The 22,082-nt window shown below is 47.6% G+C and carries 16 protein-coding genes and 1 riboswitch; of the genes, 12 read left to right on the forward strand and 4 right to left on the reverse strand.

Features of this window, described 5'->3' with window-relative positions; all coding sequences use genetic code 11:
* Positions 1-30 precede the first annotated feature (30 nt).
* The 4 genes from MUG84_RS27415 to MUG84_RS00700 all read left to right on the forward strand — a co-directional run bounded on the left by MUG84_RS27415 (position 31) and on the right by MUG84_RS00700 (position 6,705).
* Positions 31-2,271 (forward strand): helix-turn-helix domain-containing protein, encoded by a 2,241-nt coding sequence (locus MUG84_RS27415; protein ID WP_244717716.1) that lies wholly within the window; start codon positions 31-33, stop codon positions 2,269-2,271.
* 86 nt (positions 2,272-2,357) lie between these two features.
* Positions 2,358-3,269: a LysR family transcriptional regulator gene (locus MUG84_RS00690; RefSeq protein ID WP_244717719.1), complete on the forward strand. Its 912-nt coding sequence runs from the start codon at positions 2,358-2,360 to the stop codon at positions 3,267-3,269.
* A 166-nt stretch (positions 3,270-3,435) separates the two neighbouring features.
* Positions 3,436-3,594, forward strand: a riboswitch (cyclic di-AMP (ydaO/yuaA leader).
* Positions 3,595-3,711: 117 nt separating this feature from the next.
* Positions 3,712-4,524, forward strand: coding sequence for an alpha/beta fold hydrolase (locus tag MUG84_RS00695; RefSeq protein WP_244717722.1), 813 nt, complete (start codon positions 3,712-3,714; stop codon positions 4,522-4,524).
* A gap of 216 nt (positions 4,525-4,740) precedes the next feature.
* Complete coding sequence (locus MUG84_RS00700; RefSeq protein WP_244717727.1) at positions 4,741-6,705, forward strand: stalk domain-containing protein; 1,965 nt, start codon at positions 4,741-4,743, stop codon at positions 6,703-6,705.
* A gap of 99 nt (positions 6,706-6,804) precedes the next feature.
* Here MUG84_RS00700 and uxaC read toward each other — a convergent pair whose 3' ends face one another.
* A complete protein-coding gene (gene uxaC, locus MUG84_RS00705) occupies positions 6,805-8,202 on the reverse strand; it encodes a glucuronate isomerase (RefSeq protein ID WP_244717730.1) in 1,398 nt (465 codons plus the stop codon).
* Positions 8,203-8,293: 91 nt separating this feature from the next.
* A complete protein-coding gene (locus MUG84_RS00710) occupies positions 8,294-9,289 on the reverse strand; it encodes a LacI family DNA-binding transcriptional regulator (RefSeq protein WP_244717733.1) in 996 nt (331 codons plus the stop codon).
* A gap of 508 nt (positions 9,290-9,797) precedes the next feature.
* Between MUG84_RS00710 and MUG84_RS00715 the strand changes: the two genes are divergently transcribed.
* Genes MUG84_RS00715 through MUG84_RS00725 form a run of 3 tightly spaced genes read left to right on the forward strand, consistent with a single transcriptional unit; the run spans position 9,798 to position 13,313 of the window.
* Positions 9,798-10,721 carry an ABC transporter permease gene (locus MUG84_RS00715; protein WP_280521145.1) on the forward strand — a complete coding sequence of 308 codons (924 nt, stop codon included), beginning with the start codon at positions 9,798-9,800 and terminating at the stop codon, positions 10,719-10,721.
* A 15-nt stretch (positions 10,722-10,736) separates the two neighbouring features.
* Complete coding sequence (locus MUG84_RS00720; protein WP_244717740.1) at positions 10,737-11,645, forward strand: carbohydrate ABC transporter permease; 909 nt, start codon at positions 10,737-10,739, stop codon at positions 11,643-11,645.
* Positions 11,646-11,690: 45 nt separating this feature from the next.
* The gene (locus tag MUG84_RS00725) at positions 11,691-13,313 is read left to right on the forward strand and encodes a type 2 periplasmic-binding domain-containing protein (protein WP_244717743.1); all 1,623 of its coding nucleotides are present in this window, start codon (positions 11,691-11,693) and stop codon (positions 13,311-13,313) included.
* Between the two features lie 85 nt (positions 13,314-13,398).
* Here MUG84_RS00725 and MUG84_RS00730 read toward each other — a convergent pair whose 3' ends face one another.
* Positions 13,399-14,271, reverse strand: coding sequence for a LysR family transcriptional regulator (locus tag MUG84_RS00730; RefSeq protein ID WP_244717746.1), 873 nt, complete (start codon positions 14,269-14,271; stop codon positions 13,399-13,401).
* 153 nt (positions 14,272-14,424) lie between these two features.
* Between MUG84_RS00730 and MUG84_RS00735 the strand changes: the two genes are divergently transcribed.
* Both MUG84_RS00735 and MUG84_RS00740 read left to right on the forward strand, forming a co-directional pair.
* Complete coding sequence (locus MUG84_RS00735) at positions 14,425-15,654, forward strand: amidohydrolase family protein (RefSeq protein WP_244717749.1); 1,230 nt, start codon at positions 14,425-14,427, stop codon at positions 15,652-15,654.
* Between the two features lie 26 nt (positions 15,655-15,680).
* Positions 15,681-16,904, forward strand: coding sequence for an amidohydrolase (locus MUG84_RS00740; protein ID WP_244717752.1), 1,224 nt, complete (start codon positions 15,681-15,683; stop codon positions 16,902-16,904).
* Positions 16,905-16,943: 39 nt separating this feature from the next.
* On the opposite strand, the gene MUG84_RS00745 is transcribed toward MUG84_RS00740, so the two are convergent.
* Positions 16,944-17,375, reverse strand: a complete 432-nt coding sequence (locus MUG84_RS00745; RefSeq protein WP_244717756.1) for a MarR family winged helix-turn-helix transcriptional regulator — start codon at positions 17,373-17,375, stop codon at positions 16,944-16,946.
* 188 nt (positions 17,376-17,563) lie between these two features.
* Here MUG84_RS00745 and MUG84_RS00750 point away from each other — a divergent pair, with 188 nt between their 5' ends.
* From MUG84_RS00750 to MUG84_RS00760, 3 genes are all read left to right on the forward strand, one after another.
* Positions 17,564-19,024: an MFS transporter gene (locus MUG84_RS00750; RefSeq protein WP_244717760.1), complete on the forward strand. Its 1,461-nt coding sequence runs from the start codon at positions 17,564-17,566 to the stop codon at positions 19,022-19,024.
* Between the two features lie 84 nt (positions 19,025-19,108).
* On the forward strand, positions 19,109-20,308 hold the full coding sequence (locus MUG84_RS00755; protein WP_244717764.1) for an acyl-CoA dehydrogenase family protein: 1,200 nt from the start codon (positions 19,109-19,111) through the stop codon (positions 20,306-20,308).
* 296 nt (positions 20,309-20,604) lie between these two features.
* Complete coding sequence (locus MUG84_RS00760; RefSeq protein WP_244717767.1) at positions 20,605-22,074, forward strand: FTR1 family iron permease; 1,470 nt, start codon at positions 20,605-20,607, stop codon at positions 22,072-22,074.
* The last annotated feature ends 8 nt before the right edge of the window (positions 22,075-22,082 follow it).

Here is a 22,082-nt window from a genome sequence, read left to right on the forward strand (position 1 = left end):
TACCGATTCCAAACCGAGGGAGGGGTGGCTGTGCGCAATAGGGGCTTCAGAAGCGGCACGTTTCGCAACATTTTTTGGTCCTATACCGCGATACTGATTATTCCCATCATCGTGTTCAGCGTCTTGAACGGACAGCGCAGCATCCAGGAAGAAAAACAGAGGCTGCACGAAAAGCATGCTTCGGATGCGAAACGTATCGCAGACATTGTGGATGTCAAATTAAACGAGCTCAAAAATTTAGGTAAAGTGCTGAGCGGCGAATCATGGGTTAAGAAGCTGATGCAAAATACGAATGTGTACGATGATGAGTTCGATCTACTCAAGATGCTTGAGATCAGAAATAGTCTGGAGAATGATGTGAATTCGCTGGGCATTCTCTCCTTCGGTACGGTTATTTTTCCGGAGAAACAGCAGGTCTTGTCTTCATGGGGCAGCCACAATGAAAACGAATTTTTCTCAAGCATTGCCGTCTTTGACGAGGATATGAAGCGAATGATACAAAGCTCTTTTTCCGAACAGCAATATTTCAAAATCATGCCGCCTGCAACCGTGAAGCTGTGGGGAAGCAATAAACGGGTAATCCCCGTATTGCAAAGCCTGGAGGTCGTCAACCATCCGCGCGCTGTACTGGTACTCTTTGTTGATAGCGCTTACTTTTCTGACTACATGCGCCGTTTTGGCAGTGTAGAACCCAAGGATATTTTAATTTCGACCAACGGTTCACCGATTTACAAACAGACCCAAAAGTTGCGAGACGGTCAGCATGAGGATGGGCGGAGCTACAAGCTGGTTTTGCATTCCCAGGCCAGTGATCTAGAATTTAAGATCTCTTATGATGAAAAGAGCTTGATCGGGATCAGCAATTTATTCACCTCACTGCTGGCCATTCTGATTTCAATCGCGGTAGGCACATGCTCGGCTTTCCTGCTGGCCAAGGTCAGCTATCGCCCTCTTGGCGCCTTGCTGAAGAAGCTTTACGGTGCCGAAAGGTACGGGGAGAATAAAAGCAGCCTAACCAAAGGCTCTGAATATCACTATATTGAAAAGTCGTTCGACCGCTTGCTCCATGAAAACCGGAACCTTCAACAATCCATGAGGGACTATGAAAGCGCTGCCAAATCCAATCAGTTTCTCCGCCTGCTCAAAGGTTATTTTACGGATGATCAGCAGATGAACGGTTTGAAAAAATTCGGAATCGGCTATACCGAGGAGATGTATTATTGCACGATGCTGATCAGCTTAAACGCCATACGAGACTTCTCCGATTTCGAGACGATCCGGAAAATCGAAATGATGACGATCGTGATCGCCGAAAAAGTAATAAGCCGTTATCGTCTAGACTATGAGCTGTTCGAGGTGACCAATGCGGATAAAGCGATGATCATGTCTTCTGACATCCCGTTTGGAAACGATGGTTTGCTGGAACAGATCGCCTCCGGAATTGCGGAAGAAATCGAACGCACCTGCGGATTTCACCCTGACGTCTTTTGCGGACCGGTCGAAAAGGGCCTTGTCGGCATCAGTAAATCGTATTATGCGGCGAATGAAAGCCTGCAGTATACTTTGTTTGCACGCGAGCATCTCCAGATTGTCCATGTGCGTGAGGAATCGAGCTACGCAGGTGTCGATTATTATTACCCCACTGATTGGGAAGTTCAGCTGATCAACAACCTGAAGATCGGTAATCTTGATACGTCAATGCAGATCCTTCATGAAATCAGTGCGGAAAACGGGAAGCGCCAGCTGCCTGAAGCCAGTAGTGTTAAGCTGGTGACGTTATTGATGGAGACGATGCTCAGGGTGCTGCATGAGTTGAATCACGATACAAGCCTCTATGCCAAGCAATTCGAAGCCAGATCAGGAGCGGGAAGTACAGAAGAAATGTGGAGCTACGTCTTTGAAGTGGGGACGCTCATCTGTGAACGGAGCCGTTATTCCAACACGTCATCGGCGGTTGCCATTGGCGGACAATTGCTGGTATACGTGAATGAAAACTATACAAGCGCGGATATATCGTTAAAACAGCTGGCTGAATTGTTCAAGATGTCTATGTCGAGCGTTTCTAAAATATTTAAGGAAGTGTCAGGCATTAACTTTTACGATTATGTATGCCGGCTGCGCATGGAAATGGCCAAGGAACTGCTAAGGGAGAAAAAATGCGGTATGGATGATATTGCCCGCCAGGTGGGCTATCACAATCTTTACTCTTTCAAACGCGCCTTTACCCGGTATGAAGGAATTAAGCCTGACAAATATGTCGATCTGGCTTAATGATCCCGGGGGGTGATAGATTATTTTTGTACAATCTGATAGCTTAGAATAAAAACAGCATGAAAGAATAGAGAGGATCAGGAATCGTGACACTACAGCAGCTGAAATACGTCATCGAGGTCGCCAACCGGGGATCTATGAATGAAGCGGCCAAACGGTTGTTTATATCCCAGCCCAGCCTTTCCAATGCAATCAAGGATCTGGAGGAAGAAATACAGATTACGATTTTTGAGCGCACGAATAAAGGTATATCCCTGTCCAAGGAAGGGGCGGAATTTCTGGGTTATGCCCGGCAAGTGATCGAACAGGCGGAACTATTGGAAAGCCGTTATTTGAACGCCAAGCCTTCGCCGCAGCATTTTTCAGTATCGACCCAGCATTACGCTTTCGCCGTCAATGCTTTTGTGAATCTGGTCCGGGAGTATGGCCACGATGAGTATGAGCTCGCTCTGCGCGAGACCAAAACCCATGAAATTATTCAGGATGTAAAAAACCAGCGCAGCGAAATCGGCATCTTGTATTTGAACGAGTTCAACAGCAAGGTGATCAACAGGCTTCTGAAGGATGCGAATTTGAAGTTTACGAGCCTGTTTACCGCGAAACCGCATATTTTCATTAGCATACATAACCCCCTTGCCAAGCAGTCTGTCGTTACGATTGACCAGCTTCAGGACTATCCTTATCTGTCCTTTGAGCAAGGGGAGTTTAATTCTTTTCATTTTTCCGAGGAGATCCTAAGTACCCTGTCACATCCGAAAAGCATCCGCGTGAATGACCGGGCGACGCTCTTCAATCTGTTGATTGGACTGAACGGTTATACGATTTCAACGGGGGTGCTGAGCGCGGATTTAAATGGCAATGAGATTATCCCTGTCCCTCTGGATATTCAAGAAACCATTAATGTCGGCTGGATTTGTCATCAAAATGCCGCCTTGTCCAAGCTGGCGCTGGCCTACATCGAGGCGCTGCATGAAGCGATATCCGGGGTAAAACTTTAAACGCAAGTAAAACGGAGATAAGCGAAGAATTTGAATGGTAAAGATGGATTAATGATGGGTAATCCATGAAGGGTATCGAAAAAGCACCGAATTGTGGTTTCCCCATGCTTTACAGTTTTAAGACTCAGGAGTATATTCAGGTCATTGTATGCGTCAATTCTATCATTTGTCTATATCGCTGAATTTCCGCCAATCGCGGAAAGCGGGGGAACCAGCCGTGATGATCTTGAATCGTCACATGGGGTGAATCTCATGTCACTTGAGTAGGGCTACTCTTAAGTCCGAATCCGTCAGCTAACCTCGCAAGCGTATAAAGAGAGGCAACCTGGATATATGCGGTTTTGAACGAGGCTTTTTTTGCCTTGCCCAAAGAAGCATTGAAGAGAGGTCCTCTTTTCGATGCTTCTTTTTTGCGTTTTATCAGGTAGAGAGGAGAAGAAAGTTGCCCAACATACAAGTGAACGGAACCACATTATATTATGAGACACATGGCAGCGGCGCGCCGATTGTTTTCATTCATGGACATCTTTCAACCCACCATATGTTCGAGCCGCAGATCGAATATTTCAGCAAGAGGGCCCAAGTGATTGTGCTGGATTTAAGAGGCTACGGCAATTCCGGAAAATTAAACGTCGAAGTCGAAGATATTATAGATACGCAGTGTAAAGATTTGAATGAACTGCTGGAAAAGCTGAATCTGTCCAAAGTCACGCTTGTCGGCTGTTCCAGCGGCAGTCTGCTCGTGCAAAAATTTGCGGCTTACTGCCCGGACAAAGTAAATGCGCTGGTATTGGTAGACAGCTATTTTTTCGGCCCTTACGGGACAAAAAGCAGTCTTTGGAAAATTTTCGAGGCATGCAGCTGGCTTTCCTACTACCTTCCCGCAGGATTCTTCCTCAGGTCGCTTCGCGTTACCTATAACCGCTGGGTACCCGCGTACAGCATTCTGAGGGATGAATTGTTTCACAAGCGGCCGACGGAATCGATCAAGCAGCGGATGGCTTTATTAAAAATTGATATGGACTCTAACTCCTCCAGGCTGCGAATGCCCATATTATGCGTGGCCGGCAGGCAGAGTGAATGGTTCGTGAAACAAATGAACAGGGCTGCAGAGATGTTCGTTTATGCTCAGAAGGTCGTCATTGAAGACGCGATATACCCGAGTCATTTATGCCAGCCCCACGAATTCAACCGCGTCCTGCTGAATTTTATGATCGACCAGCATATTTTTCGCGTGGAGCAGCAGTTGGTTTGAGTAGGGCCGCATTTAGAGGTTGTTTTTCTTACGATGTAAGGATGCGATCTCTTTGAATTTAATACTTTCTGATATCTTAGAGAGGTGGTTTCCGACTTGGTCGGAAGCTACCTTTTTTTAATTTTTGATTTGGGAATAGAAGGAAGTGGACGTATTTTGTCGAAATCTACCAGATTGCTTGTAAAATATTCCTTGATTAAAAGAAAGAGAGAGGTCATGAAGTTGAAAAAGTCATTATTTTTTACCCTCCTCATTGGCATCCTGTGCGGACTTGTTTCAACGCATTGGACAACCGGTACAGCTTTTGCAGAGGAAGGCAAACTCCAGATTCAAGACATTGCAGGAAAGAATACCTATTTGATGAGCGACGGGTCGATGTGGACCATGTACAATGGGAATCGAATCATCCATACACCTGGAACGATTGCTTCAATCAGCGGGGATCTATACCAAGGTAATGGTGTAACCCGGGACGGCCGCTTGATTTCATGGAGTATGAATGCTCCGGAGGTTGTTGACGGCGTAACAGGAGTCAAGCAGGTGTCGGGAGGCTACGTGCTGAAGACAGACGGAACAGTTTGGATGGGTAAAAAGCAGCTGAAAAAACTTAGCAATATTCTGCTTATTGGCTATGGCAGAATGGATTTTGCAGCGCTTGCTTCGAATGGGGATTTGCTTTTTGAGGATGACACCAAACCGGACGGGTTCAAGAAGCTGGGTACGGTAGAGCAGGCTTCCTCGGTCAAATCCATGGCGGTAACTGAAAGTAGGGTGGCTTTGCTATATGACAGCGGTAAGGTCGTTGTTTACGAAACTTACAACTTTGATGATAACGGCCGCATTATTCCGGTGACGATCACGCAGGATGCGGTTCATATCGTGTACGATCCTTCGAGAACTCTCATCGTGACGCTGAAGGACGGGACGGTGTGGACGACCGGAGAATATCAGGACCGCTGGAAACTTAAATATCAGGTGCCAGGTCTAAGCGGAATCGTTAAAACTGCCGTTGATAATGGTTCCTCTGATATGTCGGAAGTAATATACGCACAGAAGAGCGACGGTAGCTGGGTCCTGTACAAAGACGATGAGATTAAGCCGGTTGAAGTGCCTGTCGTGACGAATTTGTCTGTTTCGATATCCGATACCAAGCCTTTTGTCGGGGACAGCTTGAAGGTAGACATCCAGGAAACTTATTCTAACGGAGCAAAGATAAAGGTTCCGACCGCTAACGCCAAAGTGGATGTGGAAAAGCCATATCTGATAAAGCAGCAGCAAAATGGTACGTTAACCGTAACGGGGGTAGGTAAAACGCAGGTCACCGTGACTTCAAGCGGAATATCCAAATCCGTGACGGTATCGTCGAGCCTCCGCAATAATTTGAAATATGCCAAGCAGGTAGATGGCAGAGTATTCGTCTCGGCGAAAACGGTGATTCAGGCACTCGGAGGTACATTAACAGAAGGAAATGGCGGCATAAATGCAAAATTCGGCGAGACGACGATCTTTTTTAAAGCCGGTGATGTTCAGGCGACTCTGAATGGCAATCCAATCCGACTCAAAGCAGCACCCATCACGGAAAAAGGTGAACTGATGATCCCGGCTTCATTATTGTCCGATGTTCTAGGCGCCAAGATTAGCTGGGATGCCGATTGGAAGCAAGCGGATATTTCCTTTGGGGATGCCAAGATGACCGTTGTGTCCTCCGAAACCGCGGGATTAATCAAAAAAGCGATGCAGGGCAGCTTGGCCAAATTTATTGGCCGTACCTACTGGGTGAATGATTTTGAAGGCTGGGAACGCTTCTCCAAAGTGACGGTAACCGATGTGCTGCCTGTCGACAATGGGGAATTTTCGATCGTATTCAAATCAGGATCAGGCCAAACATTAAAAACCTACCCGATGAACTCATCAGAAGTCATGCAGCTGTTTGCGGACCGGTCTTCGTTATTGAATTATGACCCTTATCAGAAATACAAATGGTCTTCCTCAGTCTGGAAACAGATCAAAGCGGGGAATGTTACGCTTGGCATGACGAAGGAGCAGGTACAGCTCGCATGGGGAAATCCGATTGCCAAGGATATTACAACAGGGGGCGGCAAAACCATCGAAACCTGGGGATATGCCAATTACGATGTCGTTGCCTTCGTGGATGGAAAAGTGTATATGGTTATCATGTAACGGATTATTTTCATCACTGTGAATATGAAATCAAACGCCCTTTTGAGAAAATGGCAGACGCTATGCCTCCATCTCAAAAAGGGCGTTTTGTTGTTTTACCTAAATCGACTGAAAGCCAAAATACTTCGCGGCGTTATGATAAGCGATATCCTCCACCATGGATCCAAGGAGCGTCATGTCCTCAGGAGCTTCACCGCGCTGCACCCATTCGCCGATCAGCTCGCACAGCACCCTGCGGAAGTACTCATGGCGGGTGTACGACAGGAAGCTGCGGGAATCCGTCAGCATGCCGACGAAATGAGCGAGCAGGCTGTTATCAGCATACAGAGATAACTGCTGGCGCATGCCGTTTCGAGTATCGTTGAACCACCAGCCCGATCCCAGCTGGATTTTGCCTGGCGTGTCTTTTTGGTAGCAGCCCATGAGTGCCAGCAGGGAAGGATAATCATTGGGATTCAATGAATAGAGAATGGTCTTCGGCAGCCCCTGCGAACTTTCGGCGCGGTCGAGCAGCTTAGACAACGCTTCGGTCAGCGGCAGATCGTTTAGAGCGTCGTAGCCCGTATCCGGTCCAAGCTGCTTGAACTTCAGCGTATTGTTATTGCGGTAAGCATGGATATGCAGCTGCATGGTCCAGTTCTTTTCAGCATAGAAGCCGATCAGCGCTGACAGGAGCTCCGTCCGGTAGATCGTAATTTCTTCTTGGGACAAGAGTTCGCCCGCCAGCCTTTTCGCAAAAATCTTCTCCACGGCAGCGGAATCACCCGCTTGGTAGCGTAAGGTATCCAGTGCATGGTCGGAAAGTATACAGCCTTCCTGATGGAAAAAATCCACTCGATCCTTCAAAGCATCTACCAGAGCGGCGTAGGAAGGAACCTGTTTGCCTGCAGCCTGTTCCAGACGCTTAAGCCATTCAGTGAAGCCAGGAGCATCGATATTCAGCGCCTTGTCCGGGCGGAATGCAGGCAGCACCTGAAAATCATGCTCCTCAGCTCTTAGAAGCCGATGATATTCCAGCGAATCTGCAGGATCATCGGTCGTGCACACGACTTTGACATTGGCATTCTTGATGATATTGCGACGTTGAAACGCAGGAGTGGCGAGCTTCGCATTCACTTCCTCCCAAATCCGCGGCGCCGACTCTTCATTTAACAGCTCCTCAATGCCGAAGAACCGGCGCAGCTCCAGGTGCGTCCAGCTATACAGCGGATTGCCTATCGTCTTAGGGACGGTCACGGCCCATGCGAGGAACTTGTCATAATCGGAAGCATCGCCCGTAATATGGGACTCGGGAATGCCGTTGGCGCGCATCAGGCGCCACTTGTAATGATCCCCCGAGAGCCAGGCCTCGGTTAGATTGCGGAAATTTTTGTTTTCATATATTTCTTTGGGATCTAGATGGCAGTGATAATCGATAATGGGCATGTCTTTGGCATGTTGATGGAAAAGCGTGCGTGCGGTTTCGGTTGATAATAAAAAATCATTGTTTAAGAACATATACATCGCTCCTTTTTATAAAGTCAAGCAAAAATGCACACGTTAACATTTCGATGTAAAAAAGAGGAGGCCTCTTTTTTGCCCGAAGGGATCACACGGCAGCTACACTTTGACGTACCATTAAAGTGGTATTGACAAACAATTGCTGAGGTGGAGTATCCGGGTCTTTCATCAGTTCAATTAGCTTGGTGGTGCCCAGCTTGCTGATATCGGCGACGGGTCTGTGAATGGTTGTGAGAGCGGGATTAGTATACCGTGCGAATACAATATCATCAAAACCGATCAGCGACAGCTGCTCTGGAATGGTGATTCCTTGTGCATAACAGGCATTCATGGCGCCGATCGCCATATCGTCGTTCGCGCAGAACACGATGGAAGGGGGCTCCGGAAGAGCGAGCAGTGAACACATGGCCGTATAGCCGCTCTCCACAGCGTAATCACCGGCTGCAAAATATTCCGGAATCAGCGGCAAACGATGTGCAATCAGGCTGTCTATAAAGCCCTGCTTACGTTCTATCGACGATTTGAACCCAGCTCTGCCCTCAATGATCGCAAATCGGCTGTGTCCTTGCGAAGCGGCGTAATCGATGGCTTCCATCACGCCTATCCGATCGTTCGCCACGACATTCATAATGCCGGTATCCTCCAGCTGACGGTTCAATACCACAAGCGGAATGCACATTTTCTTGACGTGATAGATGAAAGCGTTATCCTCATCGCTTTGGCTCATGACCAGAATCCCGTCAAAGCGCTGTGGCATGATGGCATCGAAGTGCTGGATGCTGTCAATCCCGTGAACCGTAAGGCTGTAGTTTTCATCGAGGACATGATGGATCCCTTTAATCGCATCGACGAGAAAACTTGCAGTCGTACCTTGGTCAATACTGGAGAAAAACAATCCGATCGTATACGACTTTTTCATGACCAGACTTTTGGCGCTGTAATTAGGTATGTAGTTCATTTCTGCCGCAATTTTTTCAATTCGGTCACGGGTTTCCTTTTTGATGAGCGGATTCCCGTTCAGCGCCCTGGACACCGTAGTGTGGGACACGCCTGCGACGCGTGCAATATCTTTTATTGTAATCATTGTAAACCTCATGTGCGGATGTTGTATGACGACTTCAGTTTAAGTTTGTGGTTTTCGGAAGTCAAGGAATTTGATGGAAAATGCACACGTGAAAAATATTTCAAGACCGGCATGCCGCAAGGTGTGCTTTTTTTGTGTAAGAATTCCGTCAGGAATGAAATCGCATACATGGCATTTTTGATGTGGGGATGAAATCCAGTGTAAAGGGCCTGTAAAAAAGAATGTGATTTTTGTTATTGTCCTTGGAAAGGCCGCAAATTTAAGCAAAAATGACATATTTACAGCCTGACAATTTGGTCTGATATTCATTCCGGCCCAGTCACAGCGCACATTCAAGCTCATGCCAAAAATGGCATATTTACGTTATTTTCCTGATTAGGATATTTTGTTTGTGTAAGCGTTGCCAAAGGCCATTGACTCTCAAATTTATCAGTTAAGGGAATGTCCCTATGAAGAAGGGGTGAATCATGTGGAGGATGCAAAAGCTGCCGTAATAGGCAGTCCGAGGTTGACTCTGGGGAAGAATCGTAAAGGTATATGGAAAAAAGTCATTCGAAACTGGGAGTTGTATATCTTTATTGCGCCTGCGTTTTTCTATTTTCTGATCTTCTCATACGGGCCGATGTACGGCATACAAATCGCCTTTAAAAACTTTATTCCAACGAAAGGAGTTACGGGGAGCCCGTGGGTTGGATTTGACCATTTTCAGCGCTTTTTTGATTCCTACTATTTCTGGGATTTAATCTGGAACACGTTGAGTATCAGCTTATATGAACTGGCCGTTGGATTTCCGATTCCGATTATTTTGGCACTCGCCTTCAATGAGGTCAGAAACGGTTTCTTTAAGAAGCTGGCTCAGACGGTCACTTACGCGCCTCATTTTATTTCCGTCGTTGTCATGGCCGGGATGATCATAACCTTCCTTTCCCCATCGACAGGGATGATCGTTCACCTCATTGAGGGGCTCGGATTTAATGCACCTGCATTCCTGACCGATCCAAGGTGGTTTAAGACAATGTATGTATTTTCGGGGGTATGGCAGAGCGCAGGCTGGGGCACGATTATTTACCTGGCGGCGTTATCGGGTGTAGACCCCGGGCTTCACGAAGCTGCGATCATTGACGGTGCCTCGCGTTTTCAACGTATCCGTCATATCAACATACCAACGATCGTTCCGACGATGACCATTCTGCTCATTCTGAATATGGGAAGCTTGCTCGGCGTCGGATTCGAAAAGATTCTACTGCTCCAGAACCCGCTTAACATGGAATCGTCAGATGTCATTTCAACGTTCGTATACCGCTCAGGGCTTGTGGATGCCCAATACAGCTTTTCGACAGCGATCGGCTTGTTTAACTCCGTGATCAACGCCGCTTTGCTGATTGTCGTGAATCAAATCGTCCGCCGTACAAGCGAAAACAGTTTGTGGTAGAAGGGAGTGGGCTATATGTTATCGGGTGTTAAGGAAACCAGAGGGGATAAGGTATTTCTGATCTGCAATTACATTTACGTATTTCTGGCTTTTCTTATTGTGTTCTACCCCTTGGTGTATATTGTCAGCGCATCCATCAGCGATCCGAAGTACGTCGGTTCCGGGGAGATGTGGCTGTGGCCCAAAGGGATTACCTTTGACGGTTACAAAAGAGTGTTTCAAACCACGAGTATTTGGACCGGTTATGGTAATACGATTGTGTATACCGTGGTAGGAACGGCCATTAATCTGGTCGTGACACTGCCGGCAGCGTATGCCCTGAGCCGCAGGGATTTTGTAGGACGCACCTTTTTTACTGGCATGTTCATGGTGACTATGTTCTTTGGCGGTGGGCTTGTACCGACGTATTTGCTCATTAAGAAGCTTGGCATGATCAACACGATGTGGGCGATTGTCATTCCGTCAGCCGCATCGATCTGGAATATTATCGTATCCCGGACCTTCTTTCAAAGCTCCATTCCGTCGGAGCTGCAGGAAGCGGCTCAAATCGACGGCTGTACCAATATGCGGCTGTTCATCAAAATCATTTTGCCTCTGTCGATGCCGATTATCGCGGTTATGGCTTTGTTTTACGGGGTCGGCCACTGGAACGGCTACTTCTCGGCGCTTATTTATCTGAATGATGCCGATAAATATCCGCTGCAGCTGGTACTGCGCCAGATTTTGGTTCTTCAGGAAATGTCCGCACAGGGTGGAGGAGCAATGAGCGCTGCTACGGCTGAAGCGATGAACAACAAGGCGGAAATCGCCGCCCTCGTCAGATATGCCGTCATTATTGTCGCAACCATCCCGATCATTGTCATTTATCCGTTCTTTCAGCGTTATTTTGTGCAAGGTGTCATGATTGGTTCTGTAAAGGGCTGATCTTGCCATAGATCAATAACTTAACTTAAAGAGGGAGTTGTTATCATGAAAAAGATTCGAAAGGCATCATCCATTTTACTTTGCCTCACGTTGTCAGCAAGCTTATTAGCGGCCTGCGGTTCGTCCAAAGAAGATGCTGAAGGATCCAAAGGCACAGATTCGGCTTCGGCTTCAGTAGCAGGGGTTAAAAAAGAAGGTTTTCCGATCGTGGATAAGCCGCTAACGCTCAAGGTCATGTCGCAGGATGCGGGTAAAGCCGATTGGAACAAAATGCCTGTATTGCAAGAGATGGAGAAACTATCGGGCATTCATCTGGAGCCGCAGCTTGCGCCGATCGACAGCTTTGCAACGAAGAAAAACCTGGTATTCGCCAGCGGCGATTTGCCCGATATGTTCTATGCGGCCGACTTGAAGCCAGCGGAACAAGTTACATACGGGACCCAAGGTGTGCTGATTCCACTCGAAAAATATATTGATGAGGGGTATGCGCCCAACCTGAAGAAAATCCTTGATGAGCATCCAGATGTGCGCAAGTCGTTTACGACGCCTGACGGCCATATGTATGCGCTCCCGTTCATCGATACCGGAGCTGTCTGGTACCGCGGTCCGATGTGGTACAACGGCAAGATTCTGAAAGCGCTTAATATTACCGAGCTGCCTAAGACGACGGAAGAGCTGTACACATTCTTGAAACGTGTTAAAGACGAAGATCCGAACGGGAACGGTAAAAAAGACGAGATTCCTCTGACTTCCGTGAAGCTGGATGATCTGCGCATGTACTTCTTCGGCTTCTGGGGAATGTACGACGAGAAGATTTATGCTGACAAGGACGGCAAGGTTCACTACTCGCCGCAAGAGGAAGGATATAAGGGATATTTGACCTTTATGAACCGTCTCTGGAAGGAGGATCTGCTGGATCACGAAACCTTCTCGCAAACGCCTGAGCAGAAGAAAGCCAAAGGGAATGACAACAGGATCGCGTTGTTCAGTGACTATTTCCCTTACTTCACCCTCGGTGGCGAGCCTAGCACGGATAATCCGCTCATGACGCCGGTGGCAAGCGATATTCCGGGCACTCCGGTTTACGGTAAGCATCCAGGAATGTCTGCCAACGGAACCTTCGCCATTACGAGCAAAAACCCTTCTCCGGAAGCAACGATGCGCTGGATTGATTACCTGTACAGCTATGATGGTGCAACACTGTTCAACCAAGGACCTGAAGGCTTGCTGTGGAAATATAAAGACAAGGCAAACCACGTGAAGGAATGGCTGCCGGTTCCTGGCGGCGGTGACCGGGAGGACTATCGCGGGACGATCACACCGAACTACGGTATCTTGACGCCAGGCGTCAGCGATCCTGAGGTTTCGAAAGGACTTCGTGAAAGCTTTGCTGATTGGATTGACAAGGAGAACGCGGAAAAGCTTACACCAATCGGCAAAGCACCATTCCCTAACGTTTATTTAACGAACGAAGAACAAACCGAAGCATCCGCATTGTTTTCCGACCTGGATACTTACGTTCAGCAGATGGAAGCAAAGTTCGTAACGGGTCAAGAGCCTTTGTCTAATTGGGACAATTACATTGCACAAATCAAAAAGATGGGTGGCGACCGAATCGTTGAGTTGTACCAAGGGGCTTACGATCAATGGAATTCCAGTAAAAAATAACATTTGAACGATTTGAACATAGCCAAGCGTAACCCGGTCTTGATCGGGTTACGCTTGGCTTTTTGCATTATCGTCACAGGAGTGCTCATGTCTGCTGAATCAGTTCCAGGAAATGCTGCGCGGCTGCGGATAAATGATGACCTTTCAGCCAGATCAACCCTGTCGCAGCTGAAAGATGGGCATCCTTTATTTTAAAAGCATGGATACCGTTCTCAGGAAGCTGAGCAACCACCGTTTCTGGCACGATGGCTGCGCCAAAACCGGATGATACCAATTGTAGTAATAAGGGGATGTCGGAGCACTCGGCGATGATGCTCGGTTTGAGATGCTGCGCCGAAAAGGCCATCAGAATGGTATAGTGCACCCCTAAGCCCTCAGTACTTGGGATCATTAGCGGATATTCCTTCAGATCAGCAAGAGTCACTTCCTCGTCAAATCCAGATGCCGGCTGCGAAGTTATGAAATAAAAGGGCTCGGCCTGCAAAGGGATGACTGAAAAATCGTCCAGCGCCAAGGGTAATCGAATGATTGCCAGCTCCAGCACACGGTTTTTCACCAATTCACACAGCCGGGAGGATTCGTTCTGCTGGATCTTATATGTAACCTGGGGATACCGCGTCTTAAACTGATGGAGCAGTCCTGGCAGCTCTACAGAAGAGAGGGTATTGATCCCTATATTCAGGCTTCCTTTCACGCCATGGCCTACCTCTTTTACCTCGGATATTGCTTCATCCATCAGCTGCGTCATTTGTAAAGCATAATGGTATAACGCTTTTCCCGATTCGGTTAATTCCAGAAGCTTCCCGGTTCTCTCGAGTAAAAGAGTTCCCAGTTCCACTTCCATCGCTTTGAGCTGCTGGCTTAACGGGGGTTGGGACATATGAAGTCTTTGAGCTGCGGCGGAGATTTTCCGTTCTTCCGCAATAGCAATAAAATAACGAAGTTGCCGGATATCCATGAGTTCGTGTTCCTCCTAGTATATGAAAAAGATTATCGAAAGGAATATTTTTAATATTTTTCATATAGACATACCCATGTTAGCATACCTTATACAGAGTTTCAAAAGGCTTACATTTAAGGCGCCCGAAATCGAAAGGAGACAGGATGATTTATGCAGGACAACCATTACTGGTTAACCCATGTCCAGTTGGAAACCGGCTATCAGTATGAGAACGGAGTCGTGTCCGGAACAGAAACCGGGATCTTTCATGTCAGAGTCGAAAACGGAAAATTTTCAGAAATAATATCAGCTGCCACAATCCTTGAGGATTCGCTGCCCAAGTGGAATATGAACGCCAAGCTGATGCTTCCGTCTTTTCGGGACATGCATATCCATTTGGACAAAACCTATTATGGAGGGCCATGGAAGGCCCCAACCATTCCGACAAACGGTATTTTTACAAGATTTGAAGAAGAGAAAGAGCTGCTTCCCCGGCTGTTGCCGGTGGCAAGAGAACGGGCGGGCAAGCTGATCGAGCTGCTAATCGAAGCTGGTACAACGCGTATCCGCAGCCACTGCAATATTGACCCCGTCGTTGGACTCAAAAATTTGGAGGCAACGCTGCAGGCGGTAGAAGACTATCAAGGGAGAGCATCGATTGAAATTGTCGCCTTCCCGCAGCATGGATTATTGCGAAGCCAATCTGTTTCACTCATGAGGGAAGCGTTAAAAAACGGTGCTTCGCTAGTTGGAGGAGTCGATCCGGCTACGGTCGATGGTGATATGGAGAGATCCCTTCAGACCATCATGGAGCTCGCGGTGGAAGCAGATAGCGATATTGATCTGCATCTTCATGATGGCGGGCATTTAGGCATATTCACGTTCCAGCGGTTGGCTGATTTGGTGGAAGAAGCTGGCTGGCAGGGGCGAGTCACCTTGAGTCATGCGCTTGCACTTGCGGATATTTCACCCGAAAAAGCCGCAACTACCGCTGATCGGCTGGCCAGTCTCGGCATATCCATTGCATCTTCCGTTCCGCTTGGCCGGACGATTCCTATTCCGCTGTTACATGACAGGGGAGTGAAGGTGTCGCTTGGGGATGACAGTATTATGGATCACTGGTCTCCGTTTGGAAAAGGTGACATGCTCGAAAAGGCGGGGATTTTGGCGGAGCGTTTTAATCTCGCAGATGAACGTGCATTGGGACAAACCCTGGGGGTTATTACCGGAGGAATTACACCGCTGAACCGTGATGGAGAGCAGGTGTGGCCGCGAATCGGGGATGAAGCAAGTATGGTTTTTGTGGATGCAAGCTGTTCAGCAGAAGCCGTAGCCAGAAGGCCCAAACGTCAGGCGGTCTTTTTCAAAGGAAATCTCGTCTTTCGGCTCTCTTCGGCCTAATCACTAAATCGAAAGGAAGATGAATAATGGAACAACAATTTTGGCTTATGAATGCCCGCCTGGAAAATGGTTATCAGATACAGGATGATGTCATCACCGGAACGAAAACAGTAGTAAGGCATCTGCTCATAGAGAACGGAAATATCACGAAAATGCTTCCAGCCGATCAGTCTATTTCGGATCAGCTTCCGCAAGTAGATGCAGGCTTCCGCCTGGTTCTTCCTTCTTTCGTGGAAAAGCACTGCCACCTGGATAAGACGCTGCTCGGTGGACGCTGGAGAGCTGTTACGCCTGTGAAATCTATTTTTGATCGGTTGGATGAAGAGAAAGAATTGGACTCCACGCGCTCTATTTCTATACGGGAGAGTGCTGCAAACTATCTGGAGGCTTCATTAAAGTCAGGTGTAACGCATATCAGAACCCATGTCGACATATTCCCTGAGGTGGGGCTTACGCATTTGGAAGAGGTTCAACATGCGCTGCGTTTGTATGAAAATAAGCTGTCATACGAAATTGTGGCTTTTCCTCAGCAGGGACTGCTTCGCTCCGGGTCGGAAAAGCTGGTTAGAGAGGCCATCCGAAAGGGAGCTTCCATGGTCGGCGGCGTCGATCCTGCTACCGTGGATGGGGATGTGGAAAAATCCTTGCAGACGATGGTGACCATTGCTGCCGAGGAAAACGCAGGCATCGATTTGCATCTCCATGATCCGGACCGTCTTGGGATATATACGATCAAGCGGCTGGCTGAGCTTACAATAGAAGCTGGGCTTCAAGGAAGAGTGGCCGTCAGCCATGCGTTCAGTCTGGGAGATATCCCTGCCAAACAAGCTGAGGAGGTAGCGGAACTGCTGGCACACGCTGGAATCACGATTATTACGAGCGTTCCAATGAATCGAAAGTTCCCTCCTGTGAGACTGCTGCATGACTATGGGGTATCTGTAGCCGTTGGGTGTGATAATGTTTATGATATCTGGTCACCTTTCGGAAATGGAGACATCCTGGAGCGGGCAGGGCGGCTGGCTGAAATTTCGCATTGGGTGGATGAACGCTCATTAGCCGAGACGCTTGCGTACATTACGGATGGAATAACTCCACTGGATCAGATCGGCAAGCAGGTATGGCCGAAGGTCGGAGATGAGGCAAGCCTGGTACTAGTTGAAGCTTCCTGCTCGGCTGAGGCGATTGCAAGAAGAGCGAAGAGAATCGCAACGATGTTTAAAGGAAAGATCGTTTCGGGTTCATTGGATTAGTAAAAAGCCGGCGTTTTTTTTGCCGGCTTTTTTTCGCAATCATGCCTCCAATTCAGCTAGACTCAGGCTGATTTTATGCAAAAGCATTAGCAGTTGCTCCTCCTCTTCCGAGCTTAAATACAAGGCAAGTCTCTTGTTGGCATCATCCAGAATGGACTGCAGCACAGGTTCAAATTCCTTCGCTTTTGGCGTTGGATAGACCAGTAAGGAGCGTCGATCATCGGGATCTGGAATTCGTTCAATATACCCGGACTGCTCGAGCTGTTTGACGGATCTTGCAGTGGTGGCTTTATCGAACTTAAGTTCTTGCGTAAGCTGGTCTTGATTAATTCCCGGACTCCGGAGAACGAGCTTCAGAAAGCTATGCTGTCCTCCGCTGCCGATTCCATAAGGAGCCAATTGCTTGGTGAGCATCTTTTGGTTTGAACGATGAATATATGAAATGAGCTTGCCAATGGGTTCTTTTTTCACGAGGCGCACCTCTCAAATCAATCTTCTACATACTATGAGCTTAGTAATAATAAATCAGGACAATTATATAGATATTATAAATATACTATCGCAATATTGTTGCGCACGCAACTATTATGAGTTACACTGGTTTCAATCGATTAGTTGCATCTGCAACTAATAAGACTTTTGAAGATCAGGAGGTAACTATGAGTGCAGCCTTTGCTACTTATCAAGAAGATGCCGCCATTCAGAAAAAACGCTGGTTAATTCTTGTTGTGCTTAATTTGTTTACATTTATGTCCACGCTGGATGGCAGCATTGTCAATATTGCACTTCCAGTTCTATCACAAAAGCTGGGATTGCCGATTGCCCAGATTGAATGGGTCACTACGGGTTACCTGATGGCGATCTGCTCCGTGATCCTGTTCTTCGGGAAGCTGGGGGATATGCTTGGCAAAATCCGTATTTTTAAACTTGGCACATATATTTTTGTCGTCGGTTCATTATTATGCGGATTTAGCAGCTCGCTGCCGTTCCTGATCACCTCACGGATCATACAAGCGCTTGGAGCCTCGATGACCATGGCCAACAGCCAGGGGATCATTACGGATATTTTTCCGGCGAAGGAACGTGGTAAGGCGCTCGGTTTGATCGGAACGTTTGTCTCTCTGGGGAGTATTGCCGGACCAAGTCTCGGCGGTATTATCATTTCTTCACTGGGCTGGGAATATATTTTCTGGGTGAATGTGCCGATTGGACTCATTGCCATTTTTATTGGATGGAAGGTCCTCCCTGCGGATTTGGTCAAAGTGAAATCAAAAATTGATGTCCCAGGCAGCCTGTTGTTCGCTGTATTCATTATTGCATTGTTTACTGGTCTTCTGCTGGGGCAGCAAGCCGGATACAACAACATTTGGATTATCTTGTCGCTGATTCTGGCGGCTGTTGCGCTGGTATTGTTTCTACGTATTGAACTTGTTCGGAGTGAGCCGCTGCTCGAGCTGTCTCTGTTCAAAAATCCATTGTTTTCGGTTAGCATTCTCTGCGGTTTTCTCGTCTTTGCGGCGAATTTCTGCTTCAATATTATCGCACCGTTCTATGCACAAAATATGTTGAATTTAACTCCGTTTGCTGCAGGCTTTTTGTTGATGCTATTTCCGATCTGCATGGTCATTGTTGCGCCAATAAGCGGGGCACTTTCCGATAAAATAGGATCTGAACCCTTGACCTTCGCCGGACTGATCGTGATGGTGATCGCCCAGTTCGGATTGGCTTCACTTCATGATGGCAGCTCGTTGTTAATCGTTGGAATCTGGATTGCGATGCTCGGCATCGGCAGCGGTCTGTTTCAATCTCCAAACAATTCACTCGTGATGTCACAGGTTCCGCGTACCCAGCTTGGTTCGGCTGGAAGTGTTAATTCATTGGTTAGGAATGTGGGGATGGTTGTAGGGATTACGATCGCAACAACGACGCTGTTCAATGTGATGAGCAGTAAGGCCGGTCACCGGGTGACTGGACTTATTCCGGGTCGTCCTGATATTTTCCTCAGCGGTATGCATACCGTATTTATTGTATCCTCCTGTATTTGCCTAGCGGCGGCGCTGCTTACGGGATGGCGGATGTATTACTCCTATTCTGGAAAGCATGCTGCGTCCAAGGGATAAAACGCTGTTGGTTTGGACAATTCCGACTATAAAGGTATACAATATTAGGAATAAAATAATAGCAGCAGAGAGGAGAATTGCCGTATGAATTCTATCCAAGCGGATCCATTTGTCAGAAATGAGCGTGAGGAACAGATTGCATCGAGATCCGACAGGCTTGCTGCGATCTTCGCGAAGCGAGCTTCTTTGCATGACCGAGAGGGTTCATTTCCTTTTGGGAATTTTGATGATCTGCGGGAAGCAGGCTATCTGAAACTAACCGTACCGGAAGAGTTCGGAGGCGAGGAAGCATCTCTGTACGAAATGCTGCTTGCGCAGGAACGGCTTGCGAAGGGAGATGGTTCGACGGCGCTGGCTGTGGGCTGGCATATCAGCCAAATCCTGCAGATGCGGATCAAACAATCATGGCCGCGGAAGCTGTACGCCGAATTTTGCAGAGAGGCTGCGGAAAAAGGCGCGATGATCAATCAGTTCGCAAGCGAGCCTTCCACAGGCAGCCCAAGCCGCGGCGGCCGGCCGCAGACTGCTGCCGTAAAGACGGAAGGTGGTTATCTGTTGACCGGACGCAAAACCTTCAGCTCACTCATTCCTATACTGGATCAGTTTACGGTCACTGCTTTTGTGGAGGATGAGGAACGGGTTGGTACGTTTTTCGTCCGCAAAGGACCTGGTGTAAGCATTGACGAGACCTGGGATACGCTTGGCATGCGGGGAACCGGAAGCCATGATCTGCTGCTTAAAGATGTGTTTGTACCGGAAGACGAAAGAATCGACAGCTGCGAAGCCGGAGAAGGGGCCGCGGCAGGAACTGGCATGTCCGACCATGGTGGAGCGCTTCTGCATATTCCGGCTTGCTATCTCGGCATTGCTTGGGCGGCACGCGACTTTGCGGTGAAGTTCGCTACAGAATATCGTCCCAGCAGCCTTCAGGGACCGATCGCAGAGCTGCCTCATATCCAGCAGAAAATTGGGGAGATGGAATCGGAATGGATTACGGCACGAACGCTTCTTTACAGCGTTGCGGATCGCTGGGATCGCATACCGGCAGAGTGGGCATTTATGAGGCCTGAGCTTGGACTCGCCAAGACAGTAGCGACGAACTCGGCGCTCCGGATCGTTGATCTGGCGATGCGGATCGTGGGAGGATCTAGCATGTCACGCAGCCTGCCGCTGGAGCGAATGTACCGCGACGTTCGCGCGGGACTTCATAATCCGCCGATGGATGACTCCGTCATCACCATGCTGGCCCAGCGCGCGATTCGTGAGTGCCGAGAATGCAAATGAAAAAACATTGAAGCCGCCGGGCGGAATGAAGTGCACCCTTTAGAATAGGCATTGGAAAAACCTCCGGGTGAATCCGATGAAATTCTTGGGGGTGCATTTTTCTTGATATCCTCAAACTATTTATAACTATTATTTCAAAATAGCATATCTCTCTTAATTTAAATTACTATTATTCATTAAAAATACATAATTAAAATGCCTGTCCATGGATTGACCTGATAATCATTCTCAAGTAAACTAGAGCAGGATTGTTAATGATAATCAATCTCAATTGACTATAGAAAGTGGGCACCCCCATGCACAAATTGCCAAAAGTAACGCTCTTGATTCCGCTCCTGCTCATCATTCTACTCTTACCTCAATCAGTTATGGCAGCAAGTCAAGGCATTGAGAATATGAAGCAAGCCCAGAATCAAATCGAGCAGACGATTGATCTGGCTAAACAAGATTTAGTTAAAGCAAAACAAGCCTACGACCAATATCACGACCTTTGGATGAACGTTGAAGATAGCGTTAAAACAGATTCCAAAGCTGCGTATAAAGATATCGAAACTCAAATGGGGCAGGTGGAGTACGCCTTTATCGTCAATAAGCAAGATGATGTCCTAAAAGCACTGGATAGCCTGCAACAGGTGCTCGTGAAGTATACTTCCGGGCAATACGCGAATGTGGCGAGCAGTAAAGATGAAAACATTACACTTGCCGAATTTGTTACACTTTTGGACCAAACAAAAGATGCAGTACAAAAGCATGATCAAGCAGCATCACTTAGCGCGATCAATAAGGTCAGAGAGAGTTGGTTAAGCGTCGAAGGCAACGTCGTAGCCCAATCTGCCACGGTGTACAGCAACACGGAGCGCGATATGGTCGTTGTGAACGCGATGATTACAGATCAGAAGTATGATGAAGCGACAAAATTACTGAGCGACATGATAACATACATTACACCTCTTACACAAAAATCCTCCTATACGATTTGGGACGCTGCCATGATTCCGATTCGTGAGGGACTCGAAGCGCTTCTTGTGGTGGGTGCGTTGCTTGCCTTTGTTAAGAAATCCAATAACCAAAAAGGGAAGATTTGGATTTGGGCTGGCGTAACGGTAGGAATTCTCGTCAGCGCTGTGCTTGCTCTGGTTGTGCAGTTCATATTCACTTCCGGGGCTTTTGGAAACAACAACTTCCTAATTAGTGGCTGGACTGGTATATTCGCAGCTGTGATGCTGTTATACATGAGCTTTTGGCTGCACAGCAAATCAAACGTCAAGCAGTGGAATGCGTATATCAAAGAGAAAACAGAAACAGCTTTAAGCAAAGGCAATATCATATCTCTTGGTGTTTTGACCTTTCTAGCGGTATTCCGTGAAGGAACCGAAACAGTCTTGTTTATTATCGGTATGGTAAATCAAATCAGCGTTCAGGACCTTCTCCTGGGCATTTTAATCGGGGTCGGGGTTCTTGTGGTTCTCGGGTTCATCATGCTCTACATCGGCGCCAAGCTTCCGATACGGCCATTTTTCATTGTTTCAAGCTTAATCGTGCTGTACCTCTGTATTAAATTTACGGGTCTTGGCATCAATAGCCTGCAGTTGGCTGGTGTGATTCAAACCACGCACAGTTCGGTGTTGCCGAGCATCAGCTTCCTTGCCTTCTTCCCATCGTGGCAAACCGCAATACCGCAAATTCTGATTATGGTCGCCGCAATCGTTGTTTTTGTAAGGGAGAAATTTAAAAGTAAAGCCAAATTATCTGTTACTCAATCTTAATTCTAAAG

Origin of the sequence: Paenibacillus mangrovi (assembly GCF_022898935.1) — a bacterium.
GTDB classification, from domain to species: Bacteria; Bacillota; Bacilli; order Paenibacillales; family Paenibacillaceae; genus Paenibacillus_AQ; species Paenibacillus_AQ mangrovi.